Annotated in this window: 22 protein-coding genes; 13 read left to right on the plus strand and 9 right to left on the minus strand. The window is 60.2% G+C overall.

Features of this window, described 5'->3' with window-relative positions:
* The 3 genes from ftsX to ftsY are packed head-to-tail and all read right to left on the minus strand — an operon-like array spanning nt 1 to nt 3,259.
* The gene (gene ftsX / locus CX511_RS24775) at nt 1–1,029 is read right to left on the minus strand and encodes a permease-like cell division protein FtsX (RefSeq protein WP_101293739.1); all 1,029 of its coding nucleotides are present in this window, start codon (nt 1,027–1,029) and stop codon (nt 1–3) included.
* A complete protein-coding gene (gene ftsE, locus CX511_RS24780; RefSeq protein ID WP_010222191.1) occupies nt 1,026–1,697 on the minus strand; it encodes a cell division ATP-binding protein FtsE in 672 nt (223 codons plus the stop codon). The genes ftsX and ftsE overlap by 4 nt, the downstream gene beginning before the upstream one ends.
* Entirely contained in the window at nt 1,694–3,259 is a 1,566-nt protein-coding gene (ftsY, locus tag CX511_RS24785) for a signal recognition particle-docking protein FtsY (RefSeq protein ID WP_220639093.1), read from the minus strand. Before ftsY ends, ftsE begins: the two co-directional genes overlap by 4 nt.
* 230 nt (nt 3,260–3,489) lie before the next feature.
* Here ftsY and CX511_RS24790 point away from each other — a divergent pair, with 230 nt between their 5' ends.
* From CX511_RS24790 to CX511_RS24805, 4 genes are all read left to right on the plus strand, one after another.
* Nucleotides 3,490–4,845 (plus strand): M16 family metallopeptidase, encoded by a 1,356-nt coding sequence (locus tag CX511_RS24790; RefSeq protein WP_045181664.1) that lies wholly within the window; start codon nt 3,490–3,492, stop codon nt 4,843–4,845.
* Nucleotides 4,838–6,337 carry a M16 family metallopeptidase gene (locus tag CX511_RS24795; protein WP_101293158.1) on the plus strand — a complete coding sequence of 500 codons (1,500 nt, stop codon included), beginning with the start codon at nt 4,838–4,840 and terminating at the stop codon, nt 6,335–6,337. Before CX511_RS24790 ends, CX511_RS24795 begins: the two co-directional genes overlap by 8 nt.
* Nucleotides 6,337–6,930: a 16S rRNA (guanine(966)-N(2))-methyltransferase RsmD gene (rsmD, locus tag CX511_RS24800; RefSeq protein WP_045181658.1), complete on the plus strand. Its 594-nt coding sequence runs from the start codon at nt 6,337–6,339 to the stop codon at nt 6,928–6,930. The genes CX511_RS24795 and rsmD overlap by 1 nt, the downstream gene beginning before the upstream one ends.
* Nucleotides 6,931–7,003: 73 nt before the next feature.
* The gene (locus tag CX511_RS24805) at nt 7,004–7,996 is read left to right on the plus strand and encodes a hydrolase (protein WP_101293159.1); all 993 of its coding nucleotides are present in this window, start codon (nt 7,004–7,006) and stop codon (nt 7,994–7,996) included.
* A gap of 180 nt (nt 7,997–8,176) precedes the next feature.
* Here CX511_RS24805 and CX511_RS24810 read toward each other — a convergent pair whose 3' ends face one another.
* Together CX511_RS24810 and CX511_RS24815 are read right to left on the minus strand one after the other, a co-directional pair.
* Nucleotides 8,177–9,031, minus strand: a complete 855-nt coding sequence (locus tag CX511_RS24810; protein ID WP_101293160.1) for a sulfurtransferase — start codon at nt 9,029–9,031, stop codon at nt 8,177–8,179.
* Nucleotides 9,032–9,070: 39 nt separating this feature from the next.
* On the minus strand, nt 9,071–9,736 hold the full coding sequence (locus CX511_RS24815) for a TetR/AcrR family transcriptional regulator (RefSeq protein WP_045181653.1): 666 nt from the start codon (nt 9,734–9,736) through the stop codon (nt 9,071–9,073).
* A gap of 149 nt (nt 9,737–9,885) precedes the next feature.
* On the opposite strand from CX511_RS24815, the gene CX511_RS24820 reads away from it, so the two are divergent.
* The 6 genes from CX511_RS24820 to ggt all read left to right on the plus strand — a co-directional run bounded on the left by CX511_RS24820 (nt 9,886) and on the right by ggt (nt 16,142).
* Nucleotides 9,886–11,319 (plus strand): coniferyl aldehyde dehydrogenase, encoded by a 1,434-nt coding sequence (locus CX511_RS24820; RefSeq protein ID WP_045181652.1) that lies wholly within the window; start codon nt 9,886–9,888, stop codon nt 11,317–11,319.
* Nucleotides 11,320–11,342: 23 nt separating this feature from the next.
* Nucleotides 11,343–11,876 carry a twin-arginine translocation pathway signal protein gene (locus CX511_RS24825; protein ID WP_101293161.1) on the plus strand — a complete coding sequence of 178 codons (534 nt, stop codon included), beginning with the start codon at nt 11,343–11,345 and terminating at the stop codon, nt 11,874–11,876.
* Between the two features lie 27 nt (nt 11,877–11,903).
* Nucleotides 11,904–13,502 carry a GMC family oxidoreductase gene (locus tag CX511_RS24830; protein WP_101293162.1) on the plus strand — a complete coding sequence of 533 codons (1,599 nt, stop codon included), beginning with the start codon at nt 11,904–11,906 and terminating at the stop codon, nt 13,500–13,502.
* A 112-nt stretch (nt 13,503–13,614) separates the two neighbouring features.
* Nucleotides 13,615–14,094, plus strand: coding sequence for a pantetheine-phosphate adenylyltransferase (coaD, locus tag CX511_RS24835; RefSeq protein ID WP_045181645.1), 480 nt, complete (start codon nt 13,615–13,617; stop codon nt 14,092–14,094).
* A 108-nt stretch (nt 14,095–14,202) separates the two neighbouring features.
* On the plus strand, nt 14,203–14,454 hold the full coding sequence (locus CX511_RS24840) for a YfhL family 4Fe-4S dicluster ferredoxin (protein WP_007921257.1): 252 nt from the start codon (nt 14,203–14,205) through the stop codon (nt 14,452–14,454).
* Complete coding sequence (gene ggt, locus CX511_RS24845; RefSeq protein WP_101293163.1) at nt 14,454–16,142, plus strand: gamma-glutamyltransferase; 1,689 nt, start codon at nt 14,454–14,456, stop codon at nt 16,140–16,142. Before CX511_RS24840 ends, ggt begins: the two co-directional genes overlap by 1 nt.
* A 6-nt stretch (nt 16,143–16,148) precedes the next feature.
* Here the strand turns inward: ggt and mutM are convergent, their stop codons facing one another.
* Nucleotides 16,149–16,961, minus strand: a complete 813-nt coding sequence (gene mutM / locus CX511_RS24850; RefSeq protein ID WP_045181637.1) for a bifunctional DNA-formamidopyrimidine glycosylase/DNA-(apurinic or apyrimidinic site) lyase — start codon at nt 16,959–16,961, stop codon at nt 16,149–16,151.
* Between the two features lie 3 nt (nt 16,962–16,964).
* The gene (locus CX511_RS24855) at nt 16,965–17,777 is read right to left on the minus strand and encodes an HDOD domain-containing protein (protein WP_177327754.1); all 813 of its coding nucleotides are present in this window, start codon (nt 17,775–17,777) and stop codon (nt 16,965–16,967) included.
* A gap of 206 nt (nt 17,778–17,983) precedes the next feature.
* On the opposite strand from CX511_RS24855, the gene CX511_RS24860 reads away from it, so the two are divergent.
* A complete protein-coding gene (locus tag CX511_RS24860) occupies nt 17,984–19,180 on the plus strand; it encodes a class I SAM-dependent rRNA methyltransferase (RefSeq protein ID WP_045181633.1) in 1,197 nt (398 codons plus the stop codon).
* Between the two features lie 10 nt (nt 19,181–19,190).
* Here CX511_RS24860 and CX511_RS24865 read toward each other — a convergent pair whose 3' ends face one another.
* A complete protein-coding gene (locus CX511_RS24865; protein WP_143527766.1) occupies nt 19,191–19,478 on the minus strand; it encodes a hypothetical protein in 288 nt (95 codons plus the stop codon).
* A 45-nt stretch (nt 19,479–19,523) separates the two neighbouring features.
* Here CX511_RS24865 and CX511_RS24870 point away from each other — a divergent pair, with 45 nt between their 5' ends.
* Nucleotides 19,524–20,726 (plus strand): Bcr/CflA family efflux MFS transporter, encoded by a 1,203-nt coding sequence (locus CX511_RS24870; protein WP_045181630.1) that lies wholly within the window; start codon nt 19,524–19,526, stop codon nt 20,724–20,726.
* Here the strand turns inward: CX511_RS24870 and CX511_RS24875 are convergent.
* Entirely contained in the window at nt 20,693–20,884 is a 192-nt protein-coding gene (locus tag CX511_RS24875) for a magnesium transporter (protein WP_101293164.1), read from the minus strand. The two genes, CX511_RS24870 and CX511_RS24875, sit on opposite strands and share 34 nt — an antisense overlap.
* A gap of 511 nt (nt 20,885–21,395) precedes the next feature.
* Between CX511_RS24875 and ilvD the strand changes: the two genes are divergently transcribed.
* On the plus strand, nt 21,396–23,237 hold the full coding sequence (gene ilvD / locus CX511_RS24880) for a dihydroxy-acid dehydratase (protein WP_045181627.1): 1,842 nt from the start codon (nt 21,396–21,398) through the stop codon (nt 23,235–23,237).
* Nucleotides 23,238–23,384 lie beyond the last annotated feature (147 nt).

Consider the following 23,384-nt stretch of genomic DNA (forward strand, 5'->3'; position numbering starts at 1 on the left):
CTATCGCGGTGCAAGCTCGCTCAGGTGGCGGGCGACCGCAATCCAAGCACCGATATACCCTAACAGTACCGCACCAAGCAAGAGCGACAGACCATCGGCAGGCGGAACCCCGGCTAAGGAGAAATCACTGCCATATAGCCCGGAGAGCCCGATTACCGCATCATTCAGCCAATTCAGGCCAAATGCTAGCACCCCCCAGGCCAGTACTCCGGCACCCAGGCCGTACAGCGCGCCCATGTACAGGAAAGGCCGGCGTACATAGCTGTCGGTGCCACCGACCAGCTTGATCACTTCGATCTCGGTACGACGGTTCTCGATGTGCAGGCGAATTGTGTTACCAATTACCAAAAGCAGCGCCGAGACCAGCAAAACGGTCAACCCGAAGACAAAGCGGTCGCCCAATTTGAGAATGGCCGCCAGGCGTTCGACCCAGACCAGATCAAGTTGCGCCACATCCACCTTGGGCAGCTCCGCAAGGCGCTGGCGCAAGGCTTCAAGGGCCGGTTTGTCAACTTCTGCCGGAGTTACCACGACCACACCAGGTAACGGGTTCTCTGGCAGTTCACGGAGGGCATCCCCCAGGCCGGACTGTTGCTGGAACTCTTCCAGTGCTTGCTCGCGACTGACGTACTCGGCCTCGGCAACGCCCGGCAAGCCCTTGATCTGCTCGCGCAGGGCCTCACCGTCGCGACTGCTGGCATCAAGCTTGAGGTACAGGGAAATTTGCGCCGCACGCTGCCAGGAGCCACCCAGACGCTCTACGTTGCTCAGCAGCAACGACAGGCCCATCGGCAAGCTCAGTGCTACCGCCATTACCAAACAGGTGAAAAAGCTGCCGATTGGCTGCTTGCCCAGACGGCGCAAGCTGTCGAGCAGGCTCGAACGGTGGCTTTCCAGCCAGGCATGCAGCAGGGTGCGAAAATCCGGACCGTCGTCGTCATGATTGCTGCGTTTGTTCTTTTCCGGTTGAGGATCTGCGGCCTTGGGCGCTACTCGCTCGGAAACCTTGGGACTGCGTGTCGCACTCATTGCCCGGCCTCCCCGTCGCCGATCAAACGGCCGCGCTGCAGGGTCAGCATGCGATGGCGCATGCGCGCGATCAGCGCCAGATCGTGGCTGGCAATCAGCACGCTGGTACCCAGGCGATTGATATCTTCGAAAACACCCATAATCTCCGCGGCCAGGCGCGGGTCAAGGTTACCGGTCGGTTCATCGGCCAGCAGCAAGGCCGGGCGGTGAACGATGGCGCGGGCAATACCGACACGCTGTTGCTGGCCAGTGGACAGGTCACCAGGATACAGCTCGGCTTTATCAGACAGAGCTACCCGCTCAAGCGCCGAGTCGACGCGCTTGGCCACTTCGGCCTTGGACAAACCAAGGATCTGCAGCGGCAACGCGACGTTGTTGAATACGGTACGGTCGAACAGCAACTGGTGATTCTGGAACACCACGCCAATCTGGCGGCGCAGGAAGGGGATCTGCGCATTGCTGATCTGCCCCAGATCCTGCCCGGCCAGCAGCAGTTTGCCGCTGGTCGGTCGTTCCATGGCCAGCAGCAAGCGCAGCAAGGTGCTTTTGCCAGCGCCGGAATGGCCGGTGACGAACAGGAATTCGCCCCGACGCACCCGAAAACTCAACTCATGCAGACCGACGTGGCCATTGGGGTAGCGCTTGGCGACCTGTTCGAATCGAATCATGGATGCTCCCGCTCGGCAAACAGTGCTTTCACGAAGGGTTCAGCTTCGAAGGCGCGCAGATCATCAATACCCTCGCCCACGCCAATATAGCGGATCGGCAGGCCGAACTGCTTGGCCAGGGCGAAGATTACCCCGCCCTTGGCGGTGCCATCGAGCTTGGTCAGGGCAAGGCCGGTGAGTTCAACGCTCTGGTTGAAGTGCTTGGCCTGATTGATCGCGTTCTGTCCAGTACCGGCGTCCAGCACCAGCAGGACTTCGTGCGGCGCGTCAGCATCGAGCTTGCCGATGACCCGACGGACCTTCTTCAGCTCTTCCATCAGGTTGTCTTTGGTGTGCAGGCGACCAGCGGTATCGGCAATCAGCACATCGATGCCGCGCGCCTTGGCAGCCTGAACGGCGTCAAAGATCACCGACGCGGAGTCGGCGCCAGTGTGCTGGGCGATGACCGGGATCTGGTTACGCTCGCCCCAGACCTGCAGCTGCTCGACGGCAGCGGCACGGAAGGTATCACCGGCGGCGAGCATGACTTTCTTGCCTTCCAGCTGCAGCTTTTTCGCCAGTTTGCCGATGGTGGTGGTCTTGCCCGCGCCATTGACGCCAACGACGAGGATCACAAATGGTTTGTTCTGTGCCTGGATGCGCAACGGCTGTTCAACCGGCTTGAGCAGGTCTGCCAGTTCGCCTTGCAGGGACTTGTACAGCGCATCACTGTCGGCCAACTGCTTACGTGCGACCTTCTGGGTCAGGCTCTGGACAATCGCCGAAGTGGCTTCAACGCCAACATCAGCGGTCAGCAAGCGGGTCTCGATCTCGTCGAGCAAGTCGTCGTCGATGGCTTTTTTGCCCAGGAACAGGCTGGCCATGCCTTCGCCAATGCTGGCGCTGGTCTTGGACAGGCCTTGCTTGAGGCGGGCGAAGAAGCCACCTTTGCTCTCCTCGCTGCGGACCGGGGCAGCTTCTTCGACAGGCGCAGGTTCGGCAATCGGTTCGACGATGGCTACAGGCGCTACAGGCGCTACAGGCGCTACAGGCGCTACAGGCGCTACAGGCGCTACAGGCGCTACAGGCGCTACAGGCGCAGGCTCGGGCATTACCACCGGGGCGGCAACCGGTTCTGGTGCGACGAAAACCGGCTCAGGTGTCACCACAACCGGCTCAGGCTCAGGCTCAACAATCACAGGCGCAGGTTCGGCCTGGGCTGCCAGCACAGGCGCCGGACGTTCCGGGATTGGCGGTGGTGTGTGCGGCTCCAGGTCGGCTACCAGTGCTACCGGCTCTTCAGGAACAGGCAGAACCAACCCGACGGGCGGCATCTGCGGCACGGGGGCGGAGATGACCTGAACAGGTTCAGGTGCGGCAACCGCAGCCGGTGCAACGTCCACCGGAGCAACAGCGGCCGGCGCTTCGTTGATTAGCGCGGCAGGCTGCTCCGATTCAATCGGCTCAGGGGCTTGTGGCTGCTCGGCAACGGGTTGCTGGGGCTTTTTACGCAGCCAGCCGAACAGGCCTTTCTTTTCACCGGGCGCGGCCGGCGTCTTTTTGTCGTCGTTGGAACCAAACATGGAAGACGGCTATCTCAGGGTAGCGATGCGCCACTGCGGCGCCTCGAAAATTCTTTTAACGCAGAACAGACTACTTTTATTCCGGCTCGTTCATGCGCAGCATTTTGTCATCAAGCCTGCGGGCTAGATCCTCGACAGGCATGGTCGTCAGGCAACCGGATCAGTATCCTAGCACCTCCTAGCCCGCCGACGCTAAGATCACGCGGGCAGTCCTACAGGTTAAACAACGTATGAATGCTCTAGCCCGCCGCGCCGCTGGCCTGTTGCTCAGCACAGTTTGTCTGCCGTTCGCCGTCTTTGCCGCCGATCCGCAACCCACCCACGAGTTCATTCTCGACAATGGCCTGAAAGTGGTCGTACGCGAGGATCACCGGGCGCCAGTGGTGGTCTCGCAAATTTGGTACAAGGTCGGCTCGACTTATGAATCTCCCGGCCAGACCGGCCTTTCCCACGCCCTGGAACACATGATGTTCAAGGGTAGCGAGAAAGTTGGCCCCGGCGAAGCTTCGCGCATCCTGCGCGACATCGGCGCCGAAGAAAACGCCTTTACCAGCGACGATTACACCGCTTACTACCAGGTGCTGGCCCGTGATCGCCTGCCAATCGCCCTGGAGCTGGAGGCTGACCGCATGGCCAGCCTGCGCCTGCCAGCCGATGAGTTCAGCCGCGAAATCGAGGTAATCAAGGAAGAACGCCGCCTGCGCACCGACGATCAGCCCAACGCCAAAGCGTTCGAGCTGTTCAGCGCCATGGCCTTTCCGGCCAGCAGCTATCGCACCCCGACCATCGGCTGGATGGCTGACCTGAACCGCATGAAGGTCGAAGAGCTGCGTCATTGGTACGAATCCTGGTACACACCGAACAACGCCACCCTGGTGGTGGTTGGCGACGTCACCGTGGACGAGGTCAAAGGTCTGGCCCAGCGTTTCTTCGGTGCCATTCCCAAGCGCGCCACTCCCCCGGCCAAACTGCCGCTGGAACTGGCCGAACCGGGCTTGCGGGAAACCACCCTGCATGTGCGCACTCAACTACCAAGCCTGATCTACGGTTTCAACGTCCCGGGCCTGGCCACCGCCAAGGAGCCACGCACTGTGCACGCCCTGCGTCTGATCTCGGCGCTGCTCGATGGTGGCTATAGCGCCCGCCTGCCAAGCCAGCTGGAGCGCGGCCAGGAGCTGGTCTCCGGGGCTTCCTCCAACTACAACCCCTTCACTCGCGGCGACAGCCTGTTCCTGATTTCGGCCACGCCGAACCAGCAAAAGAACAAGACCCTGGCCGACGTTGAGAAAGGCATCTGGACGCTGCTCGACGAACTCAAGACCACACCTCCTTCGGCGCAAGAACTGGAGCGCGTACGCGCCCAGGTGATCGCCGGGTTGGTCTACGACCGTGACTCCATCAGCAGCCAGGCCACCGCCATCGGCATGCTGGAAACGGTCGGCCTGTCATGGAAGTTGATCGACAGTGAACTCGACGAGCTGAAAAGCGTGACCCCAGCCGACATCCAGAACGCTGCGCGCACCTATTTCACCCGTGAACGCCTGAGCGTTGCCCACGTACTGCCCGAGGAGACCGCTCATGAGTGATCGCAGCGCACCCCGCTACACCCTGATCGGCCTTGGCGTTTTAGGACTGGTTGGTGCATTGGCCTTCTTTCTGGCCAAGCCCGCGCAATCAGACAATGCCGCCCAGGCGTCCGCCAGCACTGCGGCCAAGCCGGTCAATACCCTGCAGACGCTGGCCGAGCTGGATGGCAAGGCACCCAGCCGCCGTCAGCTGAATATCCAGACGTGGAACACCGCCGAAGGCGCCCGCGTGCTGTTCGTCGAAGCCCGCGAGCTGCCGATGTTCGACTTGCGCCTGACCTTCGCCGCCGGCAGCAGCCAGGACGGTGACACTCCAGGCCTGGCCACATTAACCAATGCCATGCTTAACGAAGGCGTGGCCGGCAAGGACGTCACCGCCATCGCCGAAGGCTTCGAAGGCCTGGGCGCTGACTTTGGCAATGGCGCCTACCGCGACATGGCCGTGGCCACGCTTCGCAGCCTCAGTGCTGCCGACAAGCGTGAACCGGCACTGAAGCTGTTTGCCGAGGTGGTGGGCAAGCCTACCTTCCCGCAAGGTGCTCTGAACCGCATCAAAAACCAGATGCAGGCCGGTTTCGAATACCAGAAGCAGAACCCTGGCAAGCTGGCTGGCATCGCGTTGTTCGAACATCTGTACGGCAACCACCCTTACGCTCATCCAAGTGATGGCACTGCCAAGAGCATCCCGCCCATCACCCTGGAGCAACTGCGCGCCTTCCATACCAAGGCCTATAGCGCTGGCAATGCCGTCATTGCCTTGGTCGGCGATCTGAGCCGCAGTGAAGCCGAAGCTGTTGCCGCGCAAGTTTCGGCAGCCCTGCCAAAAGGCCCTGCGCTGGCCAAGGTACCTCAGCCAACTGAGCCAAAGCCTGGCACCACGCACATCGACTTCCCGTCCAAGCAGACCCACCTGATGCTGGCCCAGCTGGGCATCGACCGTAATGATCCGGACTACGCGGCGCTGTCGCTGGGTAACCAGATCCTCGGTGGTGGCGCCTTTGGTACCCGCCTGATGAGTGAAGTGCGCGAGAAGCGTGGCCTGACCTACGGCGTATACTCGGTCTTCAGTCCGATGCAGGTCCGTGGCCCGTTCATGATCAACCTGCAAACCCGTGCCGAACTCAGCGAAGGCACGCTCAAGCTGGTTCAGGATATTCTGACCGACTACCTCAAGACCGGCCCGACCCAGCAGGAGCTGGATGATGCCAAACGCGAACTGGCCGGCAGCTTCCCGCTGTCCAACGCCAGCAACGCCAGCATCGTTGGCCAACTGGGCGCCATCGGCTTCTACAACCTGCCGCTGACCTGGCTGGAAGATTACATGCAGCAATCCCAGGCCCTGACCACCGAACAGGTCAAGGCAGCCCTGAACAAGCACCTTGCTGCTGACAAGATGGTCATCGTCACGGCAGGTCCTAGCGTGCCGCAGCAACCGCTGCCGCCGCCCACTGACAAACCCGCCGAGCAACCGCTTGGCGTACCGGAGCATTAATGGCCAGTCCATCCGCAAAATCGGCCAAGCCACACAATGGCCAGGGCCAACTGCGCATCATCGCTGGCGAATGGCGCAGCCGTCGCCTGAGCTTCCCTGACGCGCCTGGCCTGCGTCCGACGCCGGACCGTGTGCGCGAAACCCTGTTCAACTGGCTCGCCCCGCATATTGAAGGCGCCAAAGTGCTCGATGCCTTTGCCGGCAGCGGCGCCCTGTATCTGGAGGCACTGTCTCGCGGTGCCGCCGAGGCGGTAGCGCTGGACAGCAACCCTGCCGCCATCGCCAGCCTGCGGCAGAATCTGGAGCTGCTGCGCTGCCCACGCGGCCAGTTGATCCAGAGTGACGCCCAGCGTTACCTGCAGGGTGACGCCAAGCTTGCCTTCGACCTGGTGTTCCTCGACCCACCGTTCCACCAGGACCTGCTGCCCACCACTTGCGCCCTGCTTGAAGAGCGCCAGTGGCTGGCGGCCAATGCCTGGATCTACACCGAAAGCGAAACCCCGCCTTCAACCCTGCAGCTGCCTGGCAACTGGCGCCTGCACCGGGAAAAGAAGGCCGGTCAGGTGTACTACGCACTCTGGCAACGCGGCTGATTCAAAGCACAAAGGCGCAACGGGCATTACACTTCAAGGCAACCGTTGCGCTTTTCTTCAAGAGATTCCTCCGATGTCTTCTGTCCCCCCCAGCCCCTTCAAACCTGCCCTGGGGCTGGGCAATCCACATATGCAAACGTTGTGGGGGCCACTGTGGCGCAAATCGGCCACATTGACCCGCCAACGCGAACGTTTGTGGCTGGCCGATGGCGACTTTCTCGACCTTGACTGGCATGGGCCGCACGAAGCGACCGCGCCGTTGGTGCTGGTGCTTCATGGCCTCACCGGGTCATCCAGCTCGCCTTATGTCCTTGGCTTGCAGCAAGCGCTGGCAGGCCGCAGCTGGGCCAGCGTGGCCCTGAACTGGCGCGGTTGTTCAGGCGAACCTAATCTGCTCCCGCGCAGCTACCATTCCGGGGCCAGCGAAGACCTTGCCGAGGCCATTGAGCACCTGCGCGCCAGTCGCCCTCAGGCCCCGCTCTACGCCGTGGGTTACTCGTTGGGCGGCAATGTACTGCTCAAGCACCTGGGCGAAGCAGGTTCGCGCAGCCAGTTGCAGGCCGCGGTGGCGGTATCGGTGCCCTTTCGCCTGGACCAGTGCGCCGATCGAATTGGCCTGGGCTTCTCGCGGGTTTACCAGGCTCATTTCATGCGCGCCATGCTTGCCTATGTGAAGGACAAGCAACGGCACTTTCAGCACCACGGTCACCATGAGGGCTTGGCGGCGCTGGAGCGTCTCGGACCACTGGAAAATCTGCGCACGTTCTGGGATTTCGATGGTCGGGTCACCGCGCCGCTGAATGGTTTTGCCGATGCCAAGGACTATTACCGGCGGGCGTCCAGCCGCTATTTTCTTGGCGAAAACCGCACGCCGACGCTGATTATCCACTCCAGCGATGATCCGTTCGTGTTCAGTCATAGCTTGCCGGCGGCCAATGAACTGCCGAAGCAGACCACCTTCGAGTTGCACACTCGCGGTGGTCATGTCGGCTTTGTCGAAGGCAGCCTGCGCAATCCTGGGTATTACCTGGAAAGGCGCATTCCGCAGTGGCTGGAAGGCGCCTGAGCCTTCGGCCAGCCTCACAGCCCCTCGATGCTGTAGCCGCCTGCGATCGACCGCGTGGCAGTCGCAGCTCGTACACCTCGTTGGGTCTGACGAATCGCGGCGGCCTGATTTTACAGCCGTTTCACGCCCGATCGCAGCCTCACGGCAGCGGCTACGAGGGGCCAATCAAGGCAGCGAAACTCAGTCGCCCTTAGCCACCTGCCGCTGCGGATCGGTAATCCACTCGCTCCACGACCCCGCATACAGCTTGCCCAACGGATAACCCGCCAGTGCCAAGGCAAACAGGTTATGGCACGCCGTCACCCCTGAACCGCAATACGCCACCAACTGCTCAGGCGCACGCTTGCCCAGCTTCTCGGCAAAGCGCTTTTTCAGTTGATCAACCGGCAGGAAATGCCCTTCAGGCCCAAGGTTGTCGGTAAAGGCCGCACATTGCGCCCCCGGAATATGTCCGGCCACCGAGTCAATCGGCTCGACTTCTCCGCGAAAACGCGGGAGGCCGCGGGCATCGATCAAGGTCAGGTCGGGTTTACCCAACCGCTCGCTGAGCTGCGCAGCGTCAACTACCAGGCTAACGTCCGGCTCGCCGCTGAAGGTACCTTCACGCTTGGCCGGAGGGTCCAGGCTCAGCGGCAATCCGGCCGCATGCCAGGCTTTCAGGCCACCATCAAGAATCGCCACGCCGCTACGTTTGCCGAGCCAGGCCAATAACCACCAGGCGCGGGCGGCAAAGGCACCTGGGCCATCGTCATACAGAACAATGTCGCTGTCTTTGTCGATGCCCCAGGCACGCAGGCGCTCGACCAGCCGCTGCGGATCCGGCAACGGATGGCGGCCGGTCACCCCCTTGATAACCGGGCCGCTCAGGTCCCGCTCAAGGTCGGCAAAGTGCGCGCCTTCGATATGCCCTTCGGCATAACTACGCTGGCCATAATCGATGTCTTCCAAGGCAAAACGGCAATCCAGTATCACCAGCGCCGACGCCTCCAGGCGTTCGGCCAATTGCTGGGCGGTGATCAGTTGCGCGAGGGGCATGACAATCTCCTGAACGATTGAACGGGTAGCGGCTGGGCGTTATTGCTCCAGCGCCTGATTGAGCGAAACGTAGAATTCCTGACACAAGGCATCCACCGCCGGGCGGGCCTGCGGTGTGACAAAACCGAGTTCCAGCACCAGTACCTGGTAAATGCCACGCTTGATCGCGTCTTCACTGAGGTGCGCAGTGTTCTCCCGAGTGGTGCACAGAAAACGCACCCAGGAGGTCAGCACGATCCAGGCATTGAGGGTCAACGACTCGATCTGCACAGCGTCCATTTGCACGATTCCGGCCTGAACAAAGCCACGATATATGGCCTGGGCCTGGATCAGGCAGCGTTGGGAAAAGCGCCGGTAGCGCGCCGCCATCTCCTTATCGCTGTCGAGCAGGTGCTCAAGATCGCGGTGCAGAAAGCGGTAGTTCCACATCGCCGCCAGCAGTTCCTTGAGGTAGTAACGCTTGTCGTCGACCGTCGAAGCTCGCCCTTGGGGCGGGCGCAGAAAGCTTTCCACCAGCTCTTCGTACTGGGTGAAGATGACGGCGATGATTTCCTGCTTATTGGCGAAGTGGTAGTACAAATTGCCCGGGGAAATTTCCATATGCGCGGCAATGTGATTGGTACTGACGCTGCGCTCGCCCTGCTGATTGAACAGCTCCAGGCTGTTTTGCACGATGCGCTCGCGGGTGTTGATACGCGGGGCCATGATCAGTTTCCGATGTCAGGCTCGAATGAATACACCCATCTTACGGTGTATCCGAATCAGGATGTACCTGCTTGTCCGACAAAAAACAGTCGCTAAGGACTCGAATTAGAGTATAAGCTCTATAAAAACAACATGCCGTGGAGTTCCGTATGACCGCTGACGCTGCTCGCCTACTGCCTCCCTCCGCCCTTGACGACCTCGCTGTGCAGTTCAGTGCCCAACGTCAGGCATTCGCTGGCAACCCGATGCCATCTCTGGAGCAGCGCCGACAATGGCTCAAGACCCTGCGCGAACTATTGGTCGCACAGCAGCAAGCCTTGATCGCAGCCATCAACGAAGACTTCAGCGGTCGCAGCGCCGATGAAACCCGGCTGGCAGAATTGATGCCGAGCATTCAAGGTGTGCGCCATAGCGAACGGCACCTCAAGCAGTGGATGAAAGCGTCGCCACGTAAAGTGGGCCTGGCATTCCAGCCCGCCAGCGCCAAGGTGGTGTATCAACCGCTGGGCGTGATCGGCATCATCGTGCCCTGGAACTACCCGTTGTTTCTGGCCATGGGGCCTTTGACCGGGGCCCTGGCCGCCGGCAATCGGGTCATGCTCAAGCTCAGCGAAGCCACGCCGGCGACCGGCTTGCTGCTCAAGAAGTTGCTGGCATCGGTATTCCCGGAAGACCTGGTCAGCGTGACACTCGGTGAAGCGGACGTCGGCGAGGCCTTCTCGCGCCTGCCTTTCGATCATTTATTATTCACAGGCGCCACCAGCATCGGCCGCCATGTAATGCTCGCCGCAGCGCAGAATCTGACCCCAGTTACTCTTGAGCTGGGCGGCAAGTCTCCTGCCATCATCTCGAACACTGTGCCGTTGGTCGACGCCGCCGAACGTATCGCCTTCGGCAAGACCATGAACGCTGGCCAGACTTGCGTAGCACCCGATTACGTCTTGGTGCCGCGTGATCGCATGGATGACTTCGTCAGTGCCTACCGCACGGTTGTGCACGGGTTTTACCCGACCCTGGCAAACAACCCTGACTACAGTGCAATCATCAACCCTCGTCACCTGGCTCGTCTGGAAAGCTACCTGAGCGATGCCCGCGACAAGGGCGCGACGGTAATCAACCTGTATCCGCAAGAGCCGCGCCAGGGCCGACGCATGCCGCCTCATCTGCTCCTTCAGGTCAGCGATGAAATGCGCGTGATGCAGGATGAAATCTTCGGACCGCTGCTGCCTTTGGTGCCTTACGACCATCTTGATCAGGCCCTGCAATACATCAATCAGCGCCCTCGCCCACTGGCGCTTTACTACTTCGGCTACGACCGTGCCGAGCAGCAAAAGGTGTTGGAGCAAACCCACTCCGGTGGTGCCTGTCTCAACGACACCTTGCTGCATGTAGCCCAGGATGACCTGCCCTTCGGCGGTGTCGGCCCGTCGGGCATGGGCCACTACCATGGTCACGAAGGTTTCCTCACCTTCAGCAAGGCCAAGGCCGTTTTTGCCAAGCAGCGCTTCAACGCCGCGCGGCTGATCTACCCACCTTATGGCAAGTCGTTGCTCAAGCTGGTGTTCAAACTGTTCATTCGCTAACACACCGATCAGGCACAACAACAATGACCACAAGCCTGCCAACAACTGCAACCCTGAGCCGCCGCGGGCTGCTCAAATTCAGCCTCGGCGCCACGGCGTTTCTGGCCACCGCCGGGATCGGCGCCAGCCTCAGTGGCTGCACGGCGCAAACACCCGCCAGCGGTTTCATCACCTTGCGCCAGAGCGATCTGCCGATCCTCCACGCGCTGATTCCGGTGATTCTTGCTGGCACTGCGGCTGCCGACACCCGTGAGGCACTCCTGCATCGGCTGGACAACAAACTCGCCAGCCTGTCCCCGGCCATGCTCAAGCTGACCCGGCAATTGTTCGATGTACTCGCCTTGCCGGTGACCCGCGGCCCCTTGACAGGCATCTGGGGCAGCTGGGACAGCGCCAGCAATGAGCAGATTGCAGCCTTTCTGCGACGCTGGGAGAACAGCTCGCTCAATCTGTTGAACATGGGCCATGCCTCATTGCTGCAACTGCTGCAGATGGCCTGGTACGAAATGCCTGAATCCTGGGCCCAATGTGGCTACCCCGGACCACCCAAAGTCTGACCCGCCCCTAACAACAAGAGGCTGAAGATGCCCGTACCCGACCTGTTTCGCGAAGGACTGATCCGCGGCTGGAAAGCCCGTGACGCCTCGCGCCTGGACCAGGACCTGACCCTGGAAACCGATATCGCCATCATCGGCAGCGGCGCCGGTGGCGCCACCAGTGCCGAGTTGCTCAGTGCGGCCGGTTTCAAGGTACTGCTGATCGAAGAAGGTCCACTCAAAACCAGCAGCGACTTCCACCTGCTCGAAGACCAGGCCTATGCCAGCCTCTACCAAGAAGGCATCGGTCGCATGAGCAAAGATGGCGCCATTACGATCCTCCAGGGCCGTGCAGTAGGCGGCACCACCCTGATCAACTGGACCTCAAGCTTTCGCACCCCCGAACCGACCTTGCAGCACTGGGCCAGCGAGCATGGTGTCAAAGGCTTGAGCAGCGCCGAGCTGGCGCCCTGGTTCGAGCGTATGGAACAACGCCTGGGTATTGCCCCCTGGGCGATGCCGCCCAATGCCAACAACGATGTCTTGCGGCGCGGCTGCGAAGCCCTCGGCTACCACTGGAAAGTGATCCCACGCAACGTGCGCGGCTGCTGGAACCTGGGGTATTGCGGCATGGGATGCCCGGTAAACGCCAAGCAATCGATGCTGGTGACCACCATTCCCGCCACCCTGGATAAGGGCGGCGAACTGCTCTACCTGGCCCGCGCTGAGCGTTTAGTCCACAACGGCGAACGCATCAGCAGCCTGCAATGTGTGGCCATGGATGAACGCTGCGTGAACCCCAACGGACGCAAGATTGAGGTCAAGGCGCGGCACTACATCCTAGCGGGTGGCGGGATCAACAGCCCGGCCTTGCTGTTACGCTCGGAGGCCCCCGATCCTCATGAGCGCTTGGGCAAGCGAACCTTCCTGCACCTGGTCAACTTCAGTGCCGGTCTGTTCAAGGACAAGGTCAATCCGTTTTATGGCGCCCCCCAGTCGATTTACTCCGACCACTTTCAATGGCTTAACGGCGTTACCGGCCCGATCGGCTACAAGCTCGAAGTCCCACCGCTGCAACCTGCGTTGGCAGCAACCTTACTCGGCGGATTTGGCAAAGACAGCGCCCTGCGCATGGAACAGTTGCCCAACACCCATGTGATGCTCGCCCTGTTACGCGACGGTTTTCACCCCGACAGCGTCGGCGGCCAAGTGCAGCTACGCGATGACGGCTCGCCAGTGCTCGATTACTCGGTTTCGCCCTATGCCTGGGACGGTGTACGCCGCGCCTTTCACACCATGGCCGAAATCCAGTTCGCCGCCGGTGCCGACGCCGTGCTGCCGATGCACAGCGATGGCCGTTATGTGAAGACCCTGAGCGAAGCCCGACAAATGATCGACACTCTCAGCCTGGAGCTGTTTCGTACCCGCCTGGGGAGCGCCCACGTCATGGGTGGCTGCGCCATGGGCGAAGACCCGCGCCAGGCGGTCTGCGACAGCCTGGGACGACATCATCAACTGGCCAACCTGTCGGTTCACGACGGCTCATTGTTCCCCACCAGCATCGGTGCCAACCCGCAATTGTCGGTGTATGGGCTCACTGCGCGGCTCACTGACGGTTTGATCGAACGCCTGGTTGCCGGTAGATGACAACAAATGGACACACTGTCTATAGTGCCTTCAGCGTGCGCGGGCGACTTGGCCGACCGCCACTGCTGCGATACCATCCGACTCCCCAACGCACTCCTGCCAGGACGACGCGATGAACCGAGTGTTGTACCCAGGTACTTTCGACCCTATTACCAAGGGACATGGCGATCTGGTCGAGCGAGCCTCACGGCTGTTCGACGAGGTGATCATTGCGGTCGCCGCCAGCCCCAAGAAAAACCCACTGTTCCCGCTGGAACAACGGGTGGAACTGGCTCGTGAGGTCACCAAGCACCTGCCCAATGTCAGAGTCATCGGCTTCTCAACCTTGCTGGCGCATTTCGCCAAAGAGCAGCAGGCCAATGTGTTCCTGCGCGGCCTGCGTGCAGTTTCCGACTTTGAGTACGAGTTCCAGTTGGCGAACATGAACCGCCAGCTCGCGCCAGACGTGGAAAGCCTGTTCCTCACCCCTTCAGAGCGTTATTCGTTCATTTCCTCGACCCTGGTCCGGGAAATTGCAGCGTTGGGTGGCGACATCAGCAAATTCGTCCATCCGATCGTGGCCGAGGCCCTGACCGAGCGCTTCAAAAAGTGACATCGGCGATTTGACCACGGCGCCCGCGTGCACTGCGGGCGCTAATGCGGCACAATTGTGCCCATTGGTTTTCAAATGCCAGGGTTACGAGCCCTGGCCGGAGTCCCCATGTCCCTGATTATCACCGACGATTGCATCAATTGCGACGTCTGCGAACCCGAGTGCCCGAACGCTGCCATCTCTCAAGGCGAAGAGATCTACGTGATCGACCCTAACCTGTGCACGCAGTGCGTCGGCCACTACGACGAGCCTCAATGCCAGCAAGTCTGCCCGGTTGACTGTATTCCCCTGGATGAAGCCCATCCAGAGACCGAAGAAGAACTGATGGCCAAATACCGTAAAATCACCGGCAAGGCCTGATGCCGTTTGTCGGCAAGCTCGTTCCGTTAGTACTTGGCGCCACCCTGGCGCTCGGGGCTGTCTGTGCCCAGGCACAAGGCCCGGGACGCGCTGCGATTGCCAGCCCACACGCTGAAGCCACTGCCGCGGCACGGGAAATCCTCGAGCAAGGCGGTAACGCCTTCGACGCCGCCATTGCCGTCAGCGCTGCCCTGGCTGTCGTGGAACCCTATGGTTCCGGGCTGGGTGGCGGTGGATTTTTCCTCCTGCGCGAAGGCGACACACCCGCGCGCTATGCCTTTATAGATGCTCGCGAACGTGCGCCAGCCAAGGCCAGCGAAGCGATGTATCTGAAGGACGGCAAGGTTCAGCCCGGGCTATCAATCAACGGCCCGCTGGCAGCGGCAATTCCCGGCTTGCCAGCCGCGCTCGCCGACCTCGCAGCACACTACGGCAAGCTACCGCTGAAAAGCACCCTGGCCCCGGCCATTCGCCTGGCCAACCAGGGCTTTGCCGTTGACCGTATTTACCGTGATCGGGCCAAGATGCGCTTAAGCGCCCTGCGTGATGATCCTGAAAGCGCCCGGCTGTTTCTCATCAACGGTGAAGTACCCGCCCTTGGCGCACAGATCCGCCAGCCGCAACTAGCCGTCACCCTTGAGCGTCTGGCCAACCAAGGCCGCGACGGTTTCTATGCCGGCCCCACTGCCCAGGCCATGGTCCAGGGCGTGCAAGCTGCGGGCGGGATCTGGAGCCTGGATGACCTGGCCAACTACCGCACCGCTAAACGCGAACCGCTACGCTATCAGCTGGCTGACCAACGTGAATTGATTAGCGCCCCCCCACCATCAGCCGGTGGCGTAGCCCTGGCGCAGAGCCTGGCCATGCTTCAACGCCTGCCGTGGCAAAGTGCCGAGCCGGTGCAGCGTAGCCATTACGTGCTGGAAGTATTGCGCAGGGCCTACCGTGACCGCGGCCTGCTGGGCGACCCCGATTATGTCGCCAATCCTGTTACACAGCTGCTTTCGCGCCCGTACCTGACGAGCCTGGCCGATAGCATCGAGGTGCATCAAGCAACGCCAAGCAGCAAACTGCCACCCGCGCCCACTTGGCGCGAAGGCGATCACACCACCCACTTCGCTGTGATCGATGCTCAGGGCAACGCCGTGGCCGCAACACTGTCGGTCAATCTGCCCTTCGGTGCGGCCTTCAGCGCGCCTGGCACCGGCGTGGTGCTGAACAATGAAATGGACGACTTTGCCGCCGACCCTCACGGTAGTAACAGTTACGGCCTGGCTGGCAGCCAGGCCAATGCTGTGGCCGCTGGCAAGCGACCGCTGTCGAGCATGAGCCCGAGCTTTATCGAAAGTCCCACGCAGTTCGCCGCCTTCGGCACCCCGGGTGGCAGCCGCATTCCGAGCATGGTGTTGTTGTCGATGCTGGGCTTTCTCGAAGGCAAACCGGTCGCCAGCTGGCCGGCAGTGCCACGCTATCACCACCAGTACCTGCCCGATGTGGTCGAGCACGAACCAAATGCGTTCAGTATTGAGCAGCAACGCGAACTGCAGGCGCGCGGCTACCAGCTCAAGGACCTGGGCCGGACCTACGGCAATCAGCAAGTGTTGTTCTGGGACAAGGCCAAACAGACCCTGGAGGCTGCGAGCGACCCACGTGGCGTGGGCGCCGCTGAAGTGCTCAGCCCACGCTGAGCACCATCACTTCTGGCAGCGCGGGCAGAACACACTGGCGCGCTGACCCAGCTTGACCTCGCGCAGGATACTGCCGCAAATCTTGCACGGCTCTTCGCGCCGTCCGTAGACAAACAACTCCTGCTGGAAGTAGCCCGGCTGACCATCGCCGCCGATAAAATCGCGCAATGTGGTGCCGCCGCGCTCAATGGCGCAGGCCAGGATACGTTTGATCTCGATCGCCAGTTTCAGGTAGCGCGCGCGAGAAATACCACCGGCTTCACGGCGCGGGTCAATTCCGGCAGCGAACAATGCTTCGGTTGCATAAATGTTACCGACGCCAACGACCACCGCGTTGTCCATGATGAACGGCTTGACCGCCATCGACTTGCCACGCGACAGCTGGAACAGGCGCTCACCATCAAACAGATCGGTCAGTGGCTCCGGGCCGAGCTTGATCAGCAGCTCGTGGTTAAGCGGATCAAGGCTCCAGAGCATCGCACCGAACCGACGCGGATCGGTATACCGCAAGGCCAGGCCTGACTCCAGCTCGATATCCACATGCTCATGCTTGGCTGCCGGCAAGCCGATTTCCACCAGGCGCAAGTTGCCGGACATCCCCAAGTGACTGATCAACGTGCCGACCTCAGCATTAAGCAGCAGGTACTTGGCGCGCCGCTCCACTTTCACGAAGCGCTGCCCAGACAGGCGGATATCGAGATCCTCAGGGATCGGCCAACGCAGGCGTCGATCGCGCACGATCACCCGGCTGACCCGCTGACCTTCCAGGTAAGGCGCAATACCGCGCCGGGTGGTTTCGACTTCTGGTAATTCCGGCATGAATCAGTGACTGCCCATTTCGCGAATAGTCTGCTTGAGGTTCTCGAAGTCGTACTCGGAAAGCCCCACATAGTCGAGCACCAGGTGCCCAACGGCGTTCCACTCATGGTCGAAACTCTGATTGCCCAGCACCCGGTACGAGGAACAGATGTGCTCAGCCATCTTCAAGATCGCCAACAGGTTCTTCAACTGGCTGTTACGCGCCGAGTCATCGCTGAACACCGCCAATGCGTTGTGATGGTTGGCAATCGCATTGCTCAGGTGCTCAGGTAGGCGCCAGGACTTGGCCGTGTAGTAGCCGACCACCGCGTGGTTGGTGTTGAACGCCTGGTTTTCGGTATCTACCACACGCTTGTTACTGCCGGCCTTGGCGTAGGCATCTTCAAGCACCCCCATGTAATCGGGGAAGCGCTTAAGCATCAGGGGTACGCCGCAGTCATGGAACAGTCCCAAGGCATAGGCCTCATCCACCGCCTGCGAGCCGATGCGCTTGGCCAGGGTCAGGCAGGTCATAGCCACATCCTGCGCGGTATCCCAGAAACGGTTGAGGGTGACGATGGTGTCGTCACTCATCTCACCTTTGATCGACTGGGCGTTGATCAGGTTGATAATCGAACGACTGCCGAGCAGGTTCACCGCACGCTGGATTGAGGCAATCTTGTTGGTCAATCCGTAGTAAGGCGAGTTGACCAGCTTGAGCAGGGCGCCAGATAGGCCTGGGTCCTGGGAGATCAACTTGGCGATCACCTCAAGGTCGGGATCAGGCATGTATTGCTCGAACTGCAGGTCAACCATGATCTGCGGCTGAGGCGGCACGCTGATGCCTTGCAAGGCTTGCTGGATCTGTTCGGCGGAGAGTTCCTGGGACATATGTACACACTCGGGGCTGAGCGGCGATTCTAACCCGATCATGCTGGCCAGAGGTGAAGCGAAAGGCCATCGCTTTGATGCAATTTGTCGCTATTCACGTCGGCGTAGCGGGCGTCAGGTTATACTCCCGCTCTTTTTTCCGGAGCGACGTCATGTCCCTGCCCAGCCTTCGTCTCAAAGCCAATGCCGACCGCCGCCTACGCGCCGGCCATCTGTGGGTCTACAGCAACGAAATCGACGTCGCCGCGACCCCATTGCATGGCTTCAAGGCCGGTGACCAGGCGATTCTTGAAACCGCCGGCGGCAAGGCTCTGGGCGTCGTTGCCATGAGCCCGAACAACCTGATCTGCGCACGCCTGCTGTCGCGTGACGCTAAGCTTGCGCTGGACAAGTCGCTGCTGGTGCACCGCATCAATGTTGCCCTGTCTTTGCGCGAGCGTCTGTTCGACAAGCCGTTCTACCGCCTGGTGTACGGTGATTCTGACTTGTTGCCAGGCCTGGTGGTTGATCGTTTTGGTGACATCCTGGTGGTTCAGCTGGCTTCGGCGACCATGGAGCAACACAAGGACGACGTCATCGCCGCCCTGGTGCAAGTACTCAAGCCTAGCGGCATCCTGTTCAAGAACGACTCGGCCGCACGCGACGCCGAAGGCCTGAACCGTTACGTTGAAACCGTATTCGGCATGGTGCCGGAATGGGTTGCCCTGGAAGAGAACGGCGTCAAATTCGAAGCCCCGGTAATGGAAGGCCAGAAAACCGGCTGGTTCTATGACCACCGCATGAACCGCGCCCGTCTGGCACCGTACGTTCAGGGTAAACGCGTTCTCGATCTGTTCAGCTACATCGGTGGCTGGGGTGTGCAGGCTGGCGTGTTCGGCGCCAGTGAAGTGTTCTGCGTCGATGCCTCGAGCTTTGCCCTTGATGGCGTTGAGCGCAACGCCGGGCTCAACGGCATTGCCGAGAAGCTCACCTGCATTGAAGGTGACGTGTTCGAAGCACTGAAGGAGCTCAAGGCCTCCGAAGAGCGTTTTGACGTGATCGTTGCCGACCCGCCCGCGTTCATCAAGCGCAAGAAAGACCTGAAAAACGGTGAAGGCGCCTACCGGCGCCTGAACGAGCAAGCCATGCGTCTGCTGACCAAAGACGGCATTCTGGTCAGCGCTTCGTGCTCGATGCACCTGCCCGAGGACGATCTGCAGAACATCCTGCTGACCAGCGCCCGTCACCTGGACCGTAACATCCAGCTGCTCGAACGTGGCGGCCAGGGCCCGGATCATCCGGTGCATCCGGCGATTCCAGAAACCCGTTACATCAAGAGCATTACCTGCCGCTTGCTGCCTAACAGCTAAGGCTGTGCAGTTATAAAAATCCCGGCCAAGTGCCGGGATTTTTTTTGCCAGCTGCATTACGAATAATCAACAGTTTATGTTTCGCAACCAAATAATCGAAAGATAAATCATACAAGCGTTCACGAAACCTCCTACACGCCACCCTATTGCTCATTAAAAATAAACGCATACTCTTTAAAGCGATCCACTCCGCAAGAATCAACACCACCACTCCAACCGCATCATTTCCAACAACTATAAATAATAAAAAGAGGCTGCCATGCATCACCAACCGGTATTCGTTGTCAATGCGGAACACGTAAACCTCACAACGGAACCACAATATTAAAAAGGGGCTACATAAATGATAACAAGCCCATACAAAAACAAAAAAACCAACCCCGAACTGGTCATCGCATTATTACTGATAATGAGCTTGCTTGGGGTATTCCCGCTAGATGTAATACTGCCGTCGTTTCCAGCACTCGGCATGCACTTAGAAGTCGACACGACTCACATTGCCTATTCCATTAGTTTGTTTGCCTTATCCGTCGCTGCTGCACAACTTGTTTTAGGGCCGTTGTCCGATAAAATCGGCCGCAAAAGGCTACTCCTGCTTGGTTTATTGACCTCCATTGTTGGCGCAGTGGGCTGTGTAATTAGCACCCACTACCTGACATTCATCGGTTTCAGGATACTGCAAGCCGTGGGCTGCGGCTGTTTTGTGCTTACCCAGGCACTCGTTCAGGATCTGTTCGAGGGTAAGCAACGTAATGCGATGCGAATCCTGCAGACCAGTGCCAGCGGTCTGTTCATCTCCTTGTCACTCCTGACTGGAAGTTGGCTACAGCAGGCATTCGACTGGCCTGGCAGTTTCATTACGTTCACTCAGCTCGCCTGTATCGCACTATTGATGTCCTTGTTTTTTCTCAGGGATGACACTCACAAAAACACGTCGAAGGTTGATTATTTCGCCATCTACCGCACACTTCTCCACGATCGTGAATTTGTTGCCTATAGCGTGATCGCAGCCATAGCCTTTACCTGCCATTTCTCGTTCATTGTCTTAAGCCCACTGCTGTTCATAGACCAATTGGGGCTATCCCCTCACAATTTCGCACAGGTGTTCGTTCTGTACGCTATTGCCTTTGTGGTGGGCGGCCTGGTCGCCGGATGCTTTAACCAGCGTCTGAGCACCTCGGTACAAATTTTGATTGGCCTTGGCTTGATTGTCCTGGCGGGCCTGATGATGGTGATGGGAGCCTGGACGCAATCACCGTCACTGATGTCGACACTGATACCCATGATCGTCGCCACCACTGGCACTACCTTAGCCCTCCCGGCAGCCACAAGTTGCGCGTTGGCGTTACAGCAAACCCGCGTGGGCGCAGCGGCATCGATGATCAACACCTTGGTACTCGCCGTGGGCGCCGCTGGAAGTGGTGTAATCACGCTGTTCAGTGAGCAAGTGGCAACGAGCCTAGGTGTCGGCTTCATGCTCCTGGCCACTGGATCAATGCTACTGCTGCCTCGTTATCCACATCGCCCACTAGACCCTGCCTGTTGATCGTACAGCCCGGCGGCATCGGCGATCGACGTCACCAGAGGGCCACTGGCGGTGGCCGGGTCGAGTTTCATCCGGCTGAGCAAGTAACACCAGCCAAAGCACGCCTGCTCGCGGGGCAATGTCAGCCCGGCCATCTTTGCTTCGTGGGTAAATGTCATACCGATCTCCAGGCAGCAACGCAGGCGCCTGGAGGCCAACCGACAAGGCTGACGGTCAGCTAACGGGCAGCCCTGACGCCACTGCGTTCAGTGCCAGAATGTAGGTTCGCGATGAACTGAAACTGGGAAGGTCCATTAAGGTGTCGTCTCATGAGCCGCACATGCGGCGCGGTGATAATACTCAGTTCAGCAAGTGGGAACAGCCGCTTTTCCAGGCTTGCAGGGCTTTTCAGAACGGTCTTACACAGAGCGCCGACACCCCTGCCGCAGAGCAGGGCCGCCGCTGATCACCACCAACCATCTACAACGCCATTCCTTCGCAGCGCCAGCGGTGTAGAATCGGGCTATTCATCGCCAGTCATCCCGGCGGGTTTATGAGCTCTGGCCGAGCGCACGGCGATCCCGCGGCGATCTCGGCTTCATCCGTACCAGCGGCCACATGCCTTCGGTGCAAAGGACAAGAGAAGCTCACTCCCCTTTTTGTTACCTGATTAGCCGCCAGGAGTGCTTCATGCCTGATTACCGCTCGAAAACGTCCACCCACGGTCGCAATATGGCCGGCGCACGCGCCCTGTGGCGTGCCACCGGGATGAAAGACGAAGATTTCAAAAAGCCGATCATCGCCATCGCCAACTCGTTCACCCAGTTCGTCCCAGGTCACGTACACCTGAAGGACCTGGGCCAACTGGTCGCTCGCGAGATCGAACGCGCCGGTGGCGTGGCCAAGGAATTCAACACCATTGCGGTCGACGATGGCATCGCCATGGGCCACGACGGCATGCTCTATTCGTTGCCTAGCCGCGAGATCATCGCCGACTCGGTCGAGTACATGGTCAACGCCCACTGCGCCGACGCCATTGTCTGCATCTCCAACTGCGACAAGATCACCCCTGGCATGCTGATGGCCGCCTTGCGCCTGAACATCCCGGTGATCTTCGTCTCTGGCGGGCCGATGGAAGCTGGCAAGACCAAACTGGCCAGCCACGGCCTGGACCTGGTCGACGCTATGGTCATCGCTGCAGACTCGACCGCTTCCGATGAAAAAGTCGCCGAATACGAGCGTAGCGCCTGCCCGACCTGCGGTTCGTGCTCCGGCATGTTCACCGCCAACTCGATGAACTGCCTGACTGAAGCACTGGGCCTGGCCCTGCCGGGGAACGGTTCGACCCTGGCCACCCATAGCGACCGCGAACAGCTGTTCCTTCAGGCTGGCCGTACCATTGTCGACCTGTGCAAGCGTTTCTACGGCGACAATGACCAGAGCGTCTTGCCGCGCAACATCGCCAACTTCAAGGCGTTCGAGAACGCCATGATGCTCGACATCGCCATGGGCGGTTCAACCAACACCATCCTCCACCTGCTGGCCGCTGCCCAGGAAGCTGAGATCGATTTCGACTTGCGCGATATCGATCGCCTGTCGCGCAAGGTGCCGCAGTTGTGCAAGGTTGCGCCGAACATTCAGAAGTACCACATGGAAGACGTTCACCGCGCGGGTGGCATTTTCAGCATCCTCGGCTCGCTGGCCCGTGGCGGCCTGCTGCACACTGACCTGCCGACTGTGCACAGCCCGAGCATGGAAGAAGCCATCGCCAAGTGGGACATCACCCAGACCAACGACGAAGCGGTACACCACTTCTTCAAGGCAGGCCCTGCCGGTATTCCGACCCAGACCGCCTTCAGCCAGTCGACCCGCTGGCCGAGCCTGGATGACGACCGTGAAAACGGCTGCATCCGTAGCGTTGAGCACGCCTACTCGCAAGAAGGCGGCCTCGCCGTGCTGTACGGCAACATCGCGCTGGACGGTTGTGTGGTGAAGACTGCGGGTGTTGATGAGTCGATCCATGTCTTCGAGGGCAACGCCAAGATCTTCGAGAGCCAGGACAGCGCCGTGCGCGGCATCCTCGCCGATGAAGTGAAAGAAGGCGACATCGTCATCATTCGCTACGAAGGTCCGAAAGGCGGCCCGGGCATGCAGGAAATGCTCTACCCAACTTCCTACCTGAAGTCCAAAGGCCTGGGCAAAGCCTGTGCCCTGCTCACCGACGGACGCTTCTCCGGCGGCACCTCGGGCCTGTCCATCGGCCATGCGTCTCCAGAGGCCGCTGCTGGTGGCGCAATCGGTCTGGTACAGGACGGCGACAAGGTACTGATCGACATCCCTAACCGCTCGATCAACCTGTTGGTCAGCGATGAAGAGTTGGCTGCACGCCGCGTTGAACAGGACAAGAAGGGCTGGAAGCCGGTGGAAGTGCGTCCACGTAAAGTGACCACTGCACTGAAAGCCTACGCTCTGTTGGCGACCAGCGCCGACAAGGGCGCGGTACGTAACAAGGCGATGCTCGACGGGCTGTAAGCCGACGCGGCAAACAAAAAACCGGCGCCTTGAGCGCCGGTTTTTTATGCCTGTGATTTATCCACTAAACCCATCGCCGGTCAGGCTGCCCCCACAATGGCACGACAGCCACATGACCTGTGGGAGCCGGCCTTGCCGGCGATGAAA

Origin of the sequence: Pseudomonas sp. S06B 330 (assembly GCF_002845275.2) — a bacterium.
Classification (GTDB): domain Bacteria; phylum Pseudomonadota; class Gammaproteobacteria; order Pseudomonadales; family Pseudomonadaceae; genus Aquipseudomonas.

Bases quoted from the DNA above. Each gene is read 5' to 3' on its own strand.
- ggt (WP_101293163.1), top strand. From the start codon at position 14,454: ATGCCGTTTGTCGGCAAGCTCGTTCCGTTAGTACTTGGCGCCACCCTG.
- coaD (WP_045181645.1), top strand. From the start codon at position 13,615: ATGAACCGAGTGTTGTACCCAGGTACTTTCGACCCTATTACCAAGGGA.
- CX511_RS24815 (WP_045181653.1), bottom strand. From the start codon at position 9,736: ATGGCCCCGCGTATCAACACCCGCGAGCGCATCGTGCAAAACAGCCTG.
- ilvD (WP_045181627.1), top strand. From the start codon at position 21,396: ATGCCTGATTACCGCTCGAAAACGTCCACCCACGGTCGCAATATGGCC.
- ftsE (WP_010222191.1), bottom strand. From the start codon at position 1,697: ATGATTCGATTCGAACAGGTCGCCAAGCGCTACCCCAATGGCCACGTC.
- CX511_RS24805 (WP_101293159.1), top strand. From the start codon at position 7,004: ATGTCTTCTGTCCCCCCCAGCCCCTTCAAACCTGCCCTGGGGCTGGGC.
- CX511_RS24790 (WP_045181664.1), top strand. From the start codon at position 3,490: ATGAATGCTCTAGCCCGCCGCGCCGCTGGCCTGTTGCTCAGCACAGTT.
- CX511_RS24830 (WP_101293162.1), top strand. From the start codon at position 11,904: ATGCCCGTACCCGACCTGTTTCGCGAAGGACTGATCCGCGGCTGGAAA.
- ftsX (WP_101293739.1), bottom strand. From the start codon at position 1,029: ATGAGTGCGACACGCAGTCCCAAGGTTTCCGAGCGAGTAGCGCCCAAG.
- CX511_RS24870 (WP_045181630.1), top strand. From the start codon at position 19,524: ATGATAACAAGCCCATACAAAAACAAAAAAACCAACCCCGAACTGGTC.
- CX511_RS24820 (WP_045181652.1), top strand. From the start codon at position 9,886: ATGACCGCTGACGCTGCTCGCCTACTGCCTCCCTCCGCCCTTGACGAC.
- CX511_RS24860 (WP_045181633.1), top strand. From the start codon at position 17,984: ATGTCCCTGCCCAGCCTTCGTCTCAAAGCCAATGCCGACCGCCGCCTA.
- CX511_RS24795 (WP_101293158.1), top strand. From the start codon at position 4,838: ATGAGTGATCGCAGCGCACCCCGCTACACCCTGATCGGCCTTGGCGTT.
- ftsY (WP_220639093.1), bottom strand. From the start codon at position 3,259: ATGTTTGGTTCCAACGACGACAAAAAGACGCCGGCCGCGCCCGGTGAA.
- CX511_RS24840 (WP_007921257.1), top strand. From the start codon at position 14,203: ATGTCCCTGATTATCACCGACGATTGCATCAATTGCGACGTCTGCGAA.
- rsmD (WP_045181658.1), top strand. From the start codon at position 6,337: ATGGCCAGTCCATCCGCAAAATCGGCCAAGCCACACAATGGCCAGGGC.
- CX511_RS24810 (WP_101293160.1), bottom strand. From the start codon at position 9,031: ATGCCCCTCGCGCAACTGATCACCGCCCAGCAATTGGCCGAACGCCTG.
- mutM (WP_045181637.1), bottom strand. From the start codon at position 16,961: ATGCCGGAATTACCAGAAGTCGAAACCACCCGGCGCGGTATTGCGCCT.
- CX511_RS24875 (WP_101293164.1), bottom strand. From the start codon at position 20,884: ATGACATTTACCCACGAAGCAAAGATGGCCGGGCTGACATTGCCCCGC.
- CX511_RS24825 (WP_101293161.1), top strand. From the start codon at position 11,343: ATGACCACAAGCCTGCCAACAACTGCAACCCTGAGCCGCCGCGGGCTG.